Consider the following 12,838-nt stretch of genomic DNA (forward strand, 5'->3'; position numbering starts at 1 on the left):
CTACATAAAAAAAAGGCGGGGGATGATTTCAAATCATCCCCCGCTTTCTAAAACTCAGTCTTATTTTTAACCTTCCAATCCCCGTATTCCCTCTTCAAATGAAACAGGGCATTTTCTACCATCTGATGGGATTGCATATCAAAGATGACCGTATATTCTCCCTTAACCCAAAGCTCCACCTCTGTAGGGGTCAGGGTACGAATACTGAAACGCAGTCCGGAAGTGGAAACAACAGCACTCTTGTATTTATCAAGCACCTTGCGCTTTTCGAGCATGGACCGAAAACTTTCAAAAGTGGAACTTTCGAGCAAAAATTGATCCTGCGTAAACATTCGCGGATACTCTTCATTGATTGTCACAAAATTTGTATAAAATTTATCAAAAAAGACCTTCATTTCATCAAGCACAACCTGCTTTTTCTCAAGCTTGCTCATCTTCTCGTAAAGAACTTTCTTTTCCTGTGCACTCATCTTGCGGGGCTTCATCACCACAGCTTCACCCGCTACTGAATTATCAAGTTTACCCTTTTTCACAGATGCTGCAGCCGCAATTTCTTCCGGGGTAATACGGTGGTATTTTATAACAACTTCTGAAATACCGGCCTGATCAACACCTGAACTTTTGTAAACTGAGTGAACGTTCAAGGCGAGGCTCGTAGTGGGGAATTTACGGATTCTGGGATTCTGCTTCTTATCTGTATCAACGAGAGTAAATTCCTGCCGCTGCCCGCCGGAAAAGGAAATTGCCACATCCTTGATGCGACCGACCTTAGCCTGCTCGGGTCCGGTATCAACACCATTCACAATATATACAGAATCAACAATAACCTGCGCCGGAAAGAAAAACTGAATCCATTCGCCGGAACCATTCCCCTCGCCATTTTCAATCCACCCGGTGGTGCTGTTGCTGTCAGTAAGATATTTACCATCAAAAACAGTTTCGCCATCCATGGGCACAAAGGAAGAAGTCCGAACGTGGATTGGCTGAGCAAGGACAATAGTAGGAATTGCAAGTAGACAAATAAGCAAAACAAGTTTGCGCAACATAAAAGAATCTCCGAAAACCAAATGATAGGATTATACTTATGCAGAAACAGCTGAAGTTATAACGGAACAAAGAGCGGCTGAAAACAGAAAAAGCCCGTCTTTCGGCTGAAAAACGGGCTTAAGAGCAATTACTTGCTCAAAAAAGACAGTCAAATATATATTGACTACCAGCGGGGGCGCGGTGCACGGGGCTTCGCTTCGTTAACCTTGAGGTTACGTCCGCCGAAGTCTTTACCATCCAGATTGTCGATAGCTTCCATTGCGCCAGCGTCTTCCATTTCAACAAAGCCGAAGCCACGGGGGCGACCGGTTTCTCTGTCTTCGATGAGTTTAACAGATACAACTTCACCGAAAGCTTCGAAAGCAGCGCGGACTTCGTCTTCAGTTGCAGACCAGGGCAGGTTACCGACATAGATGTTCTTGGACATTAAAAATTCTCCTAAAAAATGTATAAACTTTCACGCAAATGCGTCAGGTATAAAAAAAAGGCAGCGTACAAGATGCGTACACTGCTCCTTGATATACCTGTTGAACTAAAACCAACTTCCTTCCAAGAGGCCGCTGGCAACTAAATACACTGTTTTACTACTTCGATACAAAAGTCAAGGGAAATATTTCAAAAATAAATTATTTCCACAGAAAGAAAAACGCGCATTATAAGCAAAGCACCTGATTATACTTTAGAAAAACGGGAAGGCCGACGTTTTCTTCTTGAAGGTTTCCCTGTTTTCCGTTTTGCACTATCTTCTTGGTTTCCTTTGGAGCCACCGGATTTACGCTTCGGTGCAGGACGGGAATCGTGTCTTTCATCTGCATTTTTGGCAGGACCACCACTAGGCTTGCGTCCTCCACCCGGCTTGCGCCTTCCTCCGGACTTACGTTCTCCTGCAGGTTTGCGGCCTTCATCGCCATCACGCGCTTCAGCTGCTTTGCGGCCCTTTCCCGGCCTACGTTCACCAGCAGGTTTGCGATCTCCAGCAGGCTTGCGGCCGCCGCCCTTATTTGTCGGGGCTGGATGGGAGTTCGGCTTGTCGTAATCGAAACCTTCCAAAGTGCGGTGATCAATTGAATAGCCCACAGCTTTTTCAATCTCACGCATAAGCCGCAGATCATCACGTGTGACAAATGAAAATGCACTACCGCTACGTCCCGCGCGCCCGGTACGACCGATGCGGTGAGTGTAAGTCTCGGCAGTATCGGGAACATCAAGGTTGACCACATGGGTGATGCGGTCGCAGTCAATTCCGCGTGCCGCAATATCAGTAGCAACCATGACTTTAAACGAGCCGTCGCGGAAGCCATCCAAAGCACGCTGGCGCTGGTTCTGGCTCATATTGCCCTGCAGGAAAGTAGCCTTATGACCACGCGCCGCAAGTCTGCGGGCAAGGTTCTTGGCCTTATGTTTAGTACGGGTAAAAACCAGCAGACTGTCGTAATCTGTCTGTTCAAGAACCCTGAAAAGCAAATTATTTTTTAAATGCTGGCTGACCGGATAAAAAACATGCTCAACAGTCTTGGCCGGAGCAGTGTTAGCAACCTGCACTGTTGCAGGGCGATAAAGAATCTTATCCGCAAGGTCGCGGATATCATCGGGCATGGTTGCAGAAAAAAGCAGATTCTGACGTCGCTGGGGAAGCTTGGACATGATCTTACGGATGTCCGGCAGGAACCCCATATCAAGCATACGGTCAGCCTCATCCAGTACAAGGGTATCCAGCTTATCCAGCTTGATCACACCCTGATTCATCAGGTCCAGCAAACGTCCGGGGCAAGCCACGATAACGGATGAACGGCGGGCAGCCTGAATCTGAGGCATTGCTCCCACTCCGCCGAAAACAGCAGAACTGCGGATTCCGGCCTCAACACCAAGCTCCATGAAATTCTCATGAATCTGCAAGGCAAGTTCACGGGTTGGTGCCAGCACCAGCACCCTGATGGGCCCCTGACCTGAGAACTTATTCTCAAGCAGGCGTTGCATGATGGGCAAAGCAAAAGCGGCGGTTTTACCGGTTCCGGTCTGGGCAAGGCCCATTACATCCCGACCTTTGAGAACTTCGGGAATGGCTTTGGTTTGAATGGGGGTCGGCGTTTCATAGCCGCAAGCATGTATTCCGGCCATTATACGCCGGTCAAAAGAAAATTGTTTAAAACTCACAAATTTATCCAGTGGTGAAAGGACTGCATTTGACGGTTACGCGTGACGGCAACCGTGCTGCGGAAATAATTCCGAATATTAATAATCTCTGGGACGTAGAGGATAAGAACTTCGAAAAGCGAAGTGGATTTCCAGATAAAAAGAATAGGATCTTTGCATGCGTCCAGTCACGCCGAGGTGGGAGTTAGTGACTTATTATTCGGCAAATGTAAAGGAAAATGTATCAGAATAAAAAATTCCGCAGCGCCGAAACACTGCGGAATCCAATATTCAAATCAACATCCCGTAAAGGACATTAATCTTAGTAGCGGTAGTGATCAGGCTTGTAAGGACCTTCAACAGCAACGCTGATGTAGTCGGCCTGTTCTTTGGAAAGAACATCAAGCTCAACACCGAGGCGCTCGAGGTGGAGTCTTGCAACTTCTTCGTCGAGTTTCTTGGAGAGGATCATTACTTTAGGCTCGTACTCGTTCTTAGCAAGGTCGATCTGTGCAAGAGCCTGGTTGGTGAAGCTGTTGGACATTACGAAGCTGGGGTGACCGGTAGCGCAACCGAGGTTTACGAGGCGGCCTTCGGCAAGAACGATGACGGACTTGCCGGATTCCATAACCCACTTATCAACCTGAGGTTTGATTTCGATCTTCTTGGCAGTCTTGCTGTTTTCGAGGTAGCCCATTTCGATTTCGTTATCGAAGTGACCGATGTTGCAGATGATTGCTTCATCTTTCATCTTGGAAATGTGCTCGCCGGTGATAACGTGGTAGTTACCGGTGCAGGTAACGAAGACATCACCGCGCTCAACAGCGTTAGCCATGGTGCAGACTTCGAAGCCTTCCATTGCAGCCTGAAGTGCGCAGATGGGGTCGATCTCGGTAACGAGAACACGAGCACCGAAACCGCGCATGGACTGGGCACAACCTTTACCTACATCACCGTAACCGACAACAACAACGACTTTACCGGCGATCATAACGTCGGTAGCGCGTTTGATACCGTCAGCAAGTGATTCGCGGCAACCGTAAAGGTTGTCGAACTTGGATTTGGTAACGGAGTCGTTAACGTTGATTGCGGGGAAGAGCAGTTCGCCTGCTTCCTGCATCTGGTAGAGGCGGTGTACGCCGGTGGTGGTTTCTTCGGAAACGCCGCGTACTTTTTCTGCGATAGCAGTCCATTTGCCGGGAGTTTCAGCAACGGAAAGTTTCAGGCGATCCAGAACGCACTGGAATTCCTTGTTGTCGGTCTTCTCATCAAGGATGGAAGCGTCTTTCTCTGCTTTAACACCGTGGTGAATGAGCAGGGTTGCGTCGCCGCCGTCGTCAACGATGAGGTCAGGACCGGAACCGTCAGGCCAGGTCAGGGCCTGCTCGGTGCACCACCAGTATTCTTCGAGGGTTTCGCCCTTCCATGCGAATACCTTAGCGGTACCGTTAGCTGCGATAGCTGCTGCTGCGTGGTCCTGAGTAGAAAAAATGTTGCAGGAAGCCCAGCGGATGTCAGCACCCAGAGCATACAGGGTCTCGATGAGCATTGCGGTCTGGATGGTCATGTGCAGGGAGCCCATGACTTTGAGGCCTTTGAGGGGTTTCTCTTTACCGTACTTTTCACGGATAGACATGAGACCGGGCATTTCGCGCTCGGAAAGCTGCATTTCTTTGTTACCCCAGTCAGCGAGGGAAATGTCAGCGACTTTGTAATCAAGCTTAGGATCTACTTTAAGCATTGAAACCTCCAAATTTACGGGCTACCGCCCACTTATTTTTTCGTTGATATACATACAAGGACGGTCAGTCCTTCATTTACTGGATAACGGCGGATATCCATGGAGCCGAGTCCGGCATCCTTCATCCAGCCGCTGAGTTCTTCTTCTGTAAAACCAAGTCTGCGGTCACCGAATTCGCTGCGCATACGCTCATTAGCATGAGACAGAAAATCAGCAACGACCAATTTACCACCACTGGAAAGAGTCCGCGCTGCTTCGGCTACAGCCTTGTCCGGGCGCGGGAGGTGGTGAAGAACCATTGATATAAAGGTCAGGTCTGCTTCCCAGTCTCGCAGGGGCAGGTGGGTAAGTTCACCGATACGCAGGCTGACGTCAGGATGGTTACCCAAACGTTTTTCCGCCAGTTCGAGCATCTTGGGTGAGCTGTCCACACCGATCACGGTATTACATTTGGAAAGCAGACTTTCCAGCAAGGAACCGTTTCCGCAACCAAGATCAACACCTACGTTACAACGGTCCACTAGGTTCAACAATTCGTTATCCAAATTGAAATCACCGAACACATCACTCTGCAAACGCTCCCAATCTTCAGCTATTTCATCAAAGAACTTGCGCGTTTCCAGATTTCGCTCGGCCAGAACCTTGGCTACCCGGATGCGATCTTCCTCAACCTCCGGCTCATTCTCAATAAGCCAGCTGATGGATTCCGAAAAACGGTTGCCGCTGCCGGAACGGGCCAGACGGTAGAAATTCCAGAGACCCTCCCTTCTGGATTCCAGAAGGCCGCTCTCATGCATGATTTTCAAATGGCGGGACACACGGGGCTGAGACATTCCCAACACCTGCACAACCTCACCCACGTTGAGTTCGTTATCCCGAAGCATGGCCAAAAGCCTGATGCGAATCTCATCGGACAACGCTTTGCTGAATTTCAAAATTTCCATCAAACACCCCATCGGCAAAACATAACAAAACCTTTATATAACGAAATATCAATGAGCACTACCCGTCACTTTCAAAAGCGTCAAGCACTAATATAATACGGCTGGGTGAAACCTTTTGCCAATAAAGGATTTGTTGTATAAAGAAGCTTCATCGAACGAACATTACGAGTATAACATATAATATGGCAGCAAAGAAAAAATATAACGGTCCCCGCAAGCGGGTATTTCACCCCCGGCAGCGAACAACACGCCACTTGGGTGAAGCCATGGGTGACTATGTTTCCGATCTGGACGGGCAGTACAAGCTCATGATTCCAAGGCTTTGGAAAGCATGGCCCGAGCTCATGGGAGAGCTGGCCGAATTCGCCAAACCACTGGGACACCGCAAACGCACTCTAATCCTCGCATCCGATGATTCCGTAGCTGCGCAGGAGCTCTCATATTTCGCCCCGGAGATCCTTGAAAGAATAAATTCATTTTTTGGTGAAGAAGTCTTTGACAAGGTACTATTCGAGCTGTTAAACGGCAGGGTTCCATTGGACGGGTACGAATTAAAGCGTGCTCAGTTCAAGGACGCCAAGATCAAAAATCCCGGCAAAATAGGCGGGTTGAAAGACAAGTTTGATCCAGAATCGGCGGTCGGAAGATGTTATCTAAAATACGTCCGCCTTTTTGAAAATTCATAAATTTCAGGGCATAAAGCCCACCTTAAGGAGGATATTATGAGCGATGAAACCCCTACTCTCGAGAGTCTTGAACTGAAGAAGCCCCTCGACAAAATGACCACCAAAGACCTGCGTCAGCTCTGCATGGACAAAATGCCCCTGATCGCTGGTGCTTCCGGTATGGACAAGGAAACACTGATTTCCAACATCAAGGAATACCTCGGAATCGAGGAAGAAGAAGGCGCAGTTTCCCCTTACAAAGATCAGATTCTTTCCATTAAAAGAAAGATGAGAGACATGCGCATCGAGAAAAAAGCTGTTGAAGGTCGCAAAGATCGTGCACAGCTCCGCCGCAAAATCAACAGAATGAAAAAGCAGACTCGCGCACTCTCTAGAGCGCTGTAATAATTTTATTTCCGGAAATATTAAAGTATTTCGGAAATAGTTGTTGACAGGAAGAGACAGTTGCAATAAACACTCTTCTCGTTGCTGGGACATCGTTCAATTGGCAGGACGACGGGTTCTGGTTCCGTTAATCAAGGTTCGAGTCCTTGTGTCCCAGCCAACAACAAATTTTATGAGATGCGTCCCCATCGTCTAGCCTGGCCCAGGACACCTGCCTTTCACGCAGGCGACAGGGGTTCAAATCCCCTTGGGGACGCCACTCAAAAAAAGACTTGAACTGCCAGAACAAGTCAGCCAAAATCCGGCTTCACGCTAAAAGGCCATAGTGAAGCAGGTACATATTCAAGATGCGTCCCCATCGTCTAGCCTGGCCCAGGACACCTGCCTTTCACGCAGGCGACAGGGGTTCAAATCCCCTTGGGGACGCCACGAAATTTCAAGCCCGATTCGCAAGATTCGGGCTTTTTCGTTTTTTAAAGCTCAGAACTAAATACTTCCCCTGCCCTCCTTGCTTTTCACTCTGCCCGTTAATTCTCCTCACCCAAGTTGACAGCACAACTGTGTTTGGGCAATCCATAGAGAATAACCATCACTTCAACTGAGATTCACATGAGCAAAAAAAAATCGACAAGGTCATCGGGCAACACTGGGATACACATCGCGCACAAGCCACACCTCAGCGTGACCGCTGGTGGAAGTCCCCTGGAATTGTCGGACACATCAACCGTATGGTTTGCGGTAAATGTCTTGCAGGAGTCAGCGAAGGCCCCATCCAGCTCATAAAAGCATTTCTTAACGGCGACTCATTCAGCGAGGCCCTTTCCATCGGCTGTGGCGGTGCGCACAAGGAACTGGAATTCGTAAAGCAGGGTTTGGTTGACCATTTCTACCTCTACGAACTGAGCAAGAAGAATTGCGAGCTTGCCAAGCATCTCTTTGAAAGCGCGGGATGCGGGGATAAGGTAACGGTCATCAACAATGATTTCTTCGAAGAGCAACCAAGAGAATTCGACCTCATCCACTGGGACAACTCCCTGCACCACATGTTTAATTCACGGGACGCAATCGCAAGAACATACGATTGCCTGCGTCCGGGCGGTCTGTTCTACATGAATGATTTTGTGGGGAGCACCAGATTTCAATGGTCCGATGCAGAATTGGAACAGATCAACTACTTCAGAAAGAACCTGCCCCCTGAAATCTACAACAATCCGCTTGGCGGGAAATTCCAGCAGCAAGTAGAAAGACCATCACTCAAACAGATGATCGCCGCCGACCCTTCCGAAGCTGCCGACTCGGCTTCAATCATCCCCGCTCTCAAGGAACTGCTCCCGGCCCCCAATATTATCCCCACCGGAGGCACAATTTACCATACCGCCCTAAACGATGTTCTAGTGAACATAGAAGAGGATTCCCCGCTGCTGACTCAAGCATTAAAAATTGATGAAACCATTACCATGAAAGGATTTTTTCAGTATGCGGTTTGTTTGGCGGAAAGGGGATAGATCCTCCCCCTTCACTTTTTCAGAAAAAGATTTATTTTCTTGTTGACAGCATGAGCTAATCTACATATACCTCTTTCTCGCTGCTGGGACATCGTTCAATTGGCAGGACGACGGGTTCTGGTTCCGTTAATCAAGGTTCGAGTCCTTGTGTCCCAGCCAGCCAATTTTCGCCCTCTTCACCTACCAGGTATCTGAAGAGGGTCTTTTATACAGATGCGTCCCCATCGTCTAGCCTGGCCCAGGACACCGGCCTTTCACGCCGGCGACGGGGGTTCAAATCCCCCTGGGGACGCCATCAGTGAAAATGACCTTTAGCCAGAAGGTCGCCCCATAAATCCGGCTTCGTTAAAAGTGATTCAGGCCACTGAAGCAGGTACATATTTGAGATGCGTCCCCATCGTCTAGCCTGGCCCAGGACACCGGCCTTTCACGCCGGCGACGGGGGTTCAAATCCCCCTGGGGACGCCACTCAGTTCAGAACGACTTGCTAGCCAAGTCTTTATATAAAATCGGCTTCGTTAATAGTGATTCAGGCCACTGAAGCAGATACATATTTAAGATGCGTCCCCATCGTCTAGCCTGGCCCAGGACACCTGCCTTTCACGCAGGCGACAGGGGTTCAAATCCCCTTGGGGACGCCACTTTTCATAAAAAAAGGATTGAATCGAAAGATTCAATCCTTTTTTGCTTTCCTGACCGGACGCCCTTAATTAATCCCCGTGACCACCCCATTTCGCTGAACAAATTTCACCTCTCCATCCCGGTCCACAAAAATAGCCTGCGGACAAGATTTCAACTTCCTGACCATCTGCACCTTTCCATTTACAGCTACCCGAAACAGCCTGAGCTGCGATTCTGAGAGCACATAAACTGAATTATCAGGAGCAGCACAAAGACCGCTTATACGCCCGAATCCGTCCGCAAAACGCACCCACTCACCATCACCGTACAGTATATAGATAATTCCCTCTTCCTGATTGGCGATGTAGTGGTTTCTCTTGCCCTCTGCCACCAGCATTCCGGCCATGGACGATTCCGGCATAACTACCAGAAGAGACATCACAAACACGACAGCGAGAACACTCCGGCCCACAAAACCTGAAAAATACAACCCGTACATTTTGAATACCTCCAATTTGTGTTTGATTAAACTTACGCCAGTCTATAATATCAATCCAATACCATTTAACTACTTTTTGAGATCAAAAAGGTATCATTATGCGCATGCGTCAACTTCGCTATTTTCAAGCTGTTGCCGAAGAACTCCATTTCGGAAAGGCAGCGGAAAGGCTTCATATCCAGCAACCGCCACTCAGCAGGCAGATTCAAAATCTTGAAGAAGAGCTTGAAGTCGAGCTGTTCAAACGCACCAACCGTAAAGTCGAGCTGACTGATGAAGGGAGGTATTTCCTTGAGGAAGCCAAAGAAATGCTGGCTATTATGGACCGCTCTAAGACAACCCTCCAAGCCATGGGCAACGGCACAGCAGGAAAGTTGAAAGTAAGCTTTATCTATCTGGCCTTGTCATCGGCATTCCCGGAAATTATGGGAGACTTCATCCATAATTACCCTGAAATAGATGTCGTTCTTCATGACGAGAATACTTACGTTCAAGTCAATGCTGTAAAAGAGGGAACAAGACATATTGGCTTTGTTACCATGAAGCTGGTTGACCTGCATGGACTCGCCAGCATGAGCGTGCACAAATGCGAATCATGTGCGGCTATCCCGGCAAGCCACCCTCTGGCGCAAAAAGATGTGCTGACCCTGAAAGACCTTTCAGAACTGCCTTACATATGCAGCACTGACTCATACTGCCGCATGCGGGTAAAAGAGATGCAGAGGATATTTGGAGAGCGGGATCTTGAGTTAAAAATAGGCATGCAATACGAACGTAAACATACCGGGAACGTCTTCGTAGCCGCCGGATTAGGCTGGACAGTGATCAACAGCGACTCGGCCGGGACCATCCCCGATGGAATAGCTCTCAAACCTTTGGAGATAGAATTGCACCCCTTTGAGATCGGTATGATCTGGAATCCGGAACGAATGACCCCGCTGGTCCGGAATTTCATTGAATTTTATAAGGGGCAGATTGGGGAGTAGAGTATCATTATGCGCATGCGACAACTTCGCTATTTTCAGGCTGTTGCCGAAGAACTTCATTTTGGAAAGGCAGCGGAGAGGCTTCATATTCAGCAACCACCGCTCAGCAGACAGATTCAAAATCTTGAAGAAGAACTTGAAGTCGAGCTTTTTAAACGAACCAACCGCAAAGTTGAGCTGACTGATGCAGGGAAATATTTTCTCAAAGAAGCCAAGGAAATGCTGGCTATTATGGATCGCTCAAAAGCGACCTTGCAAGCAATGGGAGACGGCACAGCCGGAAAGCTGCATGTCAGCTTCGTATACCTGACACTATCCTCATCTTTTCCTGATATCGTTGGAGACTATATGAAAGAGTATCCAAACGTAGATCTGATCCTGCACGACGAAAGCAGCCACGATCAGATTCGAGGGATTCAGGAAGGCAGAAGGCACATTGCTTTCCTGACAGGAAACATATCAAACACCGAATCATTATCCAGCTACACTGTACATCGTACCCAATCCTGCGCGGCCATACCTGCAAAGCATCCTTTAGCTAAGAAAGAAATACTCACGTTAAAAGATCTTGCCGAACTACCTTACATATGCAGCCGGGAAGCATATTGTCAGCAGCGGGTAAACAAAATTCAAAAACAGTTTAAGGCGGAAGGCTTGGAACTCAAGCTTGGAATGAAGTACAAACGAAAACACACAGGAACCGTCTTCATAGCCTCCGGGTTGGGTTGGACTTTTACAGATTGCAACTCCAAAGCCATCGTCCCGGATGAAGTGGTGCTCAAGCCTGTTGATTGCGACTATTCACCACTTGAAGTCGTCATGGCCTGGCATCCAGAAAACACAACCCCGCTGGTAAGGAATTTCATTGAGTTTTATAAGAAACGAATGGATGAATAGTTTATTCTGATATTTTTTTGATTATAATAAATCCGACATTCAAATCAAAATTTAGCTCAACACTCGCAATCTTCATTATATAAAGGAACCGACCCAATGCCCATCCCAACCCCAGAACAATGCGAACAACTCCTCGCCTCCAACAAAACACCGGAAGCGAGTATTATCCACTCCCGAATTGTGCGTGATGTAGCCCGCCGCATCGGGCGCGACTTGAAATGGCTGCGTGACCGTGGACCGAATATGGCCCTGATCACTGCAGCTGCCCTTTTGCATGACATTGCCAAGGGTCAGCCGGACCATGCTGCTGCCGGAGCCGCCATTGTGCGCGAGAACGGCTACAATGAAGTAGCGGACATTGTTGCCGCTCATAACGACATCGAATTTTCCGGCAATCTTCCGGTTACAGAAAAAGAGATCGTCTTTATTGCCGACAAGCTGGTTAAAGGCGACCAGATGGTCACTGTTGTCTATATGTTTGACCATAAAATCGAATCCTGCACCGATGATAAGCTCCTTGCGAAACTGAAACAAAGCAAGGAAGTTGCCCTGCGCATCAAGACCTCCATCGAACAGGAAACCGGCAAGAATCTTGAAGAGCTTGCCATTGCTGAAGATTAAATTCAGCTCTGAATATTTACCAGACAAAGCCCGCAAGCATGTAACAATGCCTGCGGGCTTTTGCGTTTCCGGCTCTGATAGGGTTATAATTGAATCTTAACGTTGCAAACTTGTAATAGTTTCGCGATACTTACAAAGTAAAACTCAGCTATCAATCTTAGTTTCCATACAAAACCCTATTAAAATCTTGCAGATCAGGAGAAAGGGATGGCTAAAAAAAGCAAAATTGAAAAATATATACAGCCCGGAGAACTTCCGGAATTCCTTCGTAAAATTGCGGACGCAATTGAAGGAGGAGCCTCCGAAGATGATGCCTATCTTGTTATGATTGAGGGGTTCAAAAAGCTGAAAATCAACATCCGTAATGAATACGGACACACCGCCGTAAAAGTTACTGCCAAGCCCATGCCCACTTCCATGTCCAGCGAAACGGAAGACCTGCCGGAAACAGATACTGCTTCACCCGCAGAACAGGACATCGATACCAAACCTAACTATAAGAACCTCAAAAAAAGGATGAAAGCTTCCTTTAAGGTAATCTTTAAATCCGTACATGCGGGAACACTCCCCCCGCCTGAGGTGGTGGAAGAGTTTATGGCAGATTCACGCACCATGGTCAGTTTTGAAGGCCACGGAGATGAATACTATGACGAGTTCATTGCCGCCTGCGAAAAATTTCAGCAAGCCTGCAATGATTCAGACGTGCAGGCTGCGCACAATGCCTGTGACGAGATCAACAGCATCACCGCCCACTGCCATTCTAGGTACAAATAA

13 protein-coding genes and 7 tRNA genes are annotated in these 12,838 nt (G+C 48.0%); 14 read left to right on the plus strand and 6 right to left on the minus strand.

Annotation, left to right across the window (positions count from 1 at the left end):
* Positions 1-47: 47 nt before the first annotated feature.
* The 5 genes from ACNI23_RS11180 to ACNI23_RS11200 all read right to left on the minus strand — a co-directional run bounded on the left by ACNI23_RS11180 (position 48) and on the right by ACNI23_RS11200 (position 5,865).
* Positions 48-1,046, minus strand: a complete 999-nt coding sequence (locus ACNI23_RS11180; RefSeq protein WP_420248735.1) for an NADase-type glycan-binding domain-containing protein — start codon at positions 1,044-1,046, stop codon at positions 48-50.
* Positions 1,047-1,210: 164 nt separating this feature from the next.
* Complete coding sequence (gene rbp / locus ACNI23_RS11185) at positions 1,211-1,474, minus strand: RNA-binding regulator (protein ID WP_015852943.1); 264 nt, start codon at positions 1,472-1,474, stop codon at positions 1,211-1,213.
* Between the two features lie 245 nt (positions 1,475-1,719).
* Positions 1,720-3,201 carry a DEAD/DEAH box helicase gene (locus ACNI23_RS11190; RefSeq protein WP_420248736.1) on the minus strand — a complete coding sequence of 494 codons (1,482 nt, stop codon included), beginning with the start codon at positions 3,199-3,201 and terminating at the stop codon, positions 1,720-1,722.
* Between the two features lie 301 nt (positions 3,202-3,502).
* On the minus strand, positions 3,503-4,921 hold the full coding sequence (gene ahcY / locus ACNI23_RS11195; RefSeq protein ID WP_420248738.1) for an adenosylhomocysteinase: 1,419 nt from the start codon (positions 4,919-4,921) through the stop codon (positions 3,503-3,505).
* Positions 4,922-4,953: 32 nt separating this feature from the next.
* Complete coding sequence (locus ACNI23_RS11200; protein ID WP_420248739.1) at positions 4,954-5,865, minus strand: ArsR/SmtB family transcription factor; 912 nt, start codon at positions 5,863-5,865, stop codon at positions 4,954-4,956.
* A gap of 182 nt (positions 5,866-6,047) precedes the next feature.
* Here ACNI23_RS11200 and ACNI23_RS11205 point away from each other — a divergent pair, with 182 nt between their 5' ends.
* From ACNI23_RS11205 to ACNI23_RS11250, 10 genes are all read left to right on the plus strand, one after another.
* On the plus strand, positions 6,048-6,551 hold the full coding sequence (locus tag ACNI23_RS11205) for a DciA family protein (RefSeq protein WP_420248741.1): 504 nt from the start codon (positions 6,048-6,050) through the stop codon (positions 6,549-6,551).
* A gap of 36 nt (positions 6,552-6,587) precedes the next feature.
* Positions 6,588-6,935: a hypothetical protein gene (locus ACNI23_RS11210; RefSeq protein WP_420248742.1), complete on the plus strand. Its 348-nt coding sequence runs from the start codon at positions 6,588-6,590 to the stop codon at positions 6,933-6,935.
* A gap of 85 nt (positions 6,936-7,020) precedes the next feature.
* Positions 7,021-7,095, plus strand: a tRNA-Gln gene (locus tag ACNI23_RS11215).
* Between the two features lie 21 nt (positions 7,096-7,116).
* Positions 7,117-7,194: transfer RNA gene (locus ACNI23_RS11220), tRNA-Glu, on the plus strand.
* A gap of 92 nt (positions 7,195-7,286) precedes the next feature.
* Positions 7,287-7,364: transfer RNA gene (locus ACNI23_RS11225), tRNA-Glu, on the plus strand.
* A gap of 299 nt (positions 7,365-7,663) precedes the next feature.
* Positions 7,664-8,440, plus strand: coding sequence for a class I SAM-dependent methyltransferase (locus ACNI23_RS11230; protein ID WP_420248743.1), 777 nt, complete (start codon positions 7,664-7,666; stop codon positions 8,438-8,440).
* An 84-nt stretch (positions 8,441-8,524) separates the two neighbouring features.
* A tRNA-Gln gene (locus ACNI23_RS11235) sits at positions 8,525-8,599 on the plus strand.
* 58 nt (positions 8,600-8,657) lie between these two features.
* Positions 8,658-8,735 (plus strand) — tRNA-Glu (locus ACNI23_RS11240).
* Between the two features lie 95 nt (positions 8,736-8,830).
* Positions 8,831-8,908 (plus strand) — tRNA-Glu (locus ACNI23_RS11245).
* 95 nt (positions 8,909-9,003) lie between these two features.
* Positions 9,004-9,081 (plus strand) — tRNA-Glu (locus tag ACNI23_RS11250).
* A gap of 65 nt (positions 9,082-9,146) precedes the next feature.
* Here ACNI23_RS11250 and ACNI23_RS11255 read toward each other — a convergent pair.
* Entirely contained in the window at positions 9,147-9,560 is a 414-nt protein-coding gene (locus ACNI23_RS11255; protein WP_420248745.1) for an NHL repeat-containing protein, read from the minus strand.
* Between the two features lie 98 nt (positions 9,561-9,658).
* Between ACNI23_RS11255 and ACNI23_RS11260 the strand changes: the two genes are divergently transcribed.
* The 4 genes from ACNI23_RS11260 (at position 9,659) to ACNI23_RS11275 (ending at position 12,838) form a co-directional block, all read left to right on the plus strand.
* Positions 9,659-10,546 (plus strand): LysR family transcriptional regulator, encoded by an 888-nt coding sequence (locus ACNI23_RS11260; RefSeq protein ID WP_420248747.1) that lies wholly within the window; start codon positions 9,659-9,661, stop codon positions 10,544-10,546.
* Between the two features lie 9 nt (positions 10,547-10,555).
* Complete coding sequence (locus ACNI23_RS11265; RefSeq protein ID WP_420248749.1) at positions 10,556-11,443, plus strand: LysR family transcriptional regulator; 888 nt, start codon at positions 10,556-10,558, stop codon at positions 11,441-11,443.
* A 96-nt stretch (positions 11,444-11,539) separates the two neighbouring features.
* Positions 11,540-12,064 (plus strand): HD domain-containing protein, encoded by a 525-nt coding sequence (locus ACNI23_RS11270; RefSeq protein ID WP_420248751.1) that lies wholly within the window; start codon positions 11,540-11,542, stop codon positions 12,062-12,064.
* 207 nt (positions 12,065-12,271) lie between these two features.
* The gene (locus ACNI23_RS11275) at positions 12,272-12,838 is read left to right on the plus strand and encodes a GAK system XXXCH domain-containing protein (RefSeq protein ID WP_420248753.1); all 567 of its coding nucleotides are present in this window, start codon (positions 12,272-12,274) and stop codon (positions 12,836-12,838) included.

It is taken from the genome of Maridesulfovibrio pacificus (SeqCode), from assembly GCF_048612815.1.
GTDB lineage: Bacteria > Desulfobacterota > Desulfovibrionia > Desulfovibrionales > Desulfovibrionaceae > Maridesulfovibrio > Maridesulfovibrio pacificus.

What these genes read in the sequence shown, in the direction of transcription:
- ACNI23_RS11270 (WP_420248751.1), top strand. Translation starts at nt 11,540, where the DNA reads ATGCCCATCCCAACCCCAGAACAATGCGAACAACTCCTCGCCTCCAAC.
- ACNI23_RS11265 (WP_420248749.1), top strand. Translation starts at nt 10,556, where the DNA reads ATGCGCATGCGACAACTTCGCTATTTTCAGGCTGTTGCCGAAGAACTT.
- ACNI23_RS11275 (WP_420248753.1), top strand. Translation starts at nt 12,272, where the DNA reads ATGGCTAAAAAAAGCAAAATTGAAAAATATATACAGCCCGGAGAACTT.
- ahcY (WP_420248738.1), bottom strand. Translation starts at nt 4,921, where the DNA reads ATGCTTAAAGTAGATCCTAAGCTTGATTACAAAGTCGCTGACATTTCC.
- ACNI23_RS11210 (WP_420248742.1), top strand. Translation starts at nt 6,588, where the DNA reads ATGAGCGATGAAACCCCTACTCTCGAGAGTCTTGAACTGAAGAAGCCC.
- ACNI23_RS11260 (WP_420248747.1), top strand. Translation starts at nt 9,659, where the DNA reads ATGCGCATGCGTCAACTTCGCTATTTTCAAGCTGTTGCCGAAGAACTC.
- ACNI23_RS11205 (WP_420248741.1), top strand. Translation starts at nt 6,048, where the DNA reads ATGGCAGCAAAGAAAAAATATAACGGTCCCCGCAAGCGGGTATTTCAC.
- ACNI23_RS11230 (WP_420248743.1), top strand. Translation starts at nt 7,664, where the DNA reads ATGGTTTGCGGTAAATGTCTTGCAGGAGTCAGCGAAGGCCCCATCCAG.
- rbp (WP_015852943.1), bottom strand. Translation starts at nt 1,474, where the DNA reads ATGTCCAAGAACATCTATGTCGGTAACCTGCCCTGGTCTGCAACTGAA.
- ACNI23_RS11200 (WP_420248739.1), bottom strand. Translation starts at nt 5,865, where the DNA reads ATGGAAATTTTGAAATTCAGCAAAGCGTTGTCCGATGAGATTCGCATC.
- ACNI23_RS11255 (WP_420248745.1), bottom strand. Translation starts at nt 9,560, where the DNA reads ATGTACGGGTTGTATTTTTCAGGTTTTGTGGGCCGGAGTGTTCTCGCT.
- ACNI23_RS11180 (WP_420248735.1), bottom strand. Translation starts at nt 1,046, where the DNA reads ATGTTGCGCAAACTTGTTTTGCTTATTTGTCTACTTGCAATTCCTACT.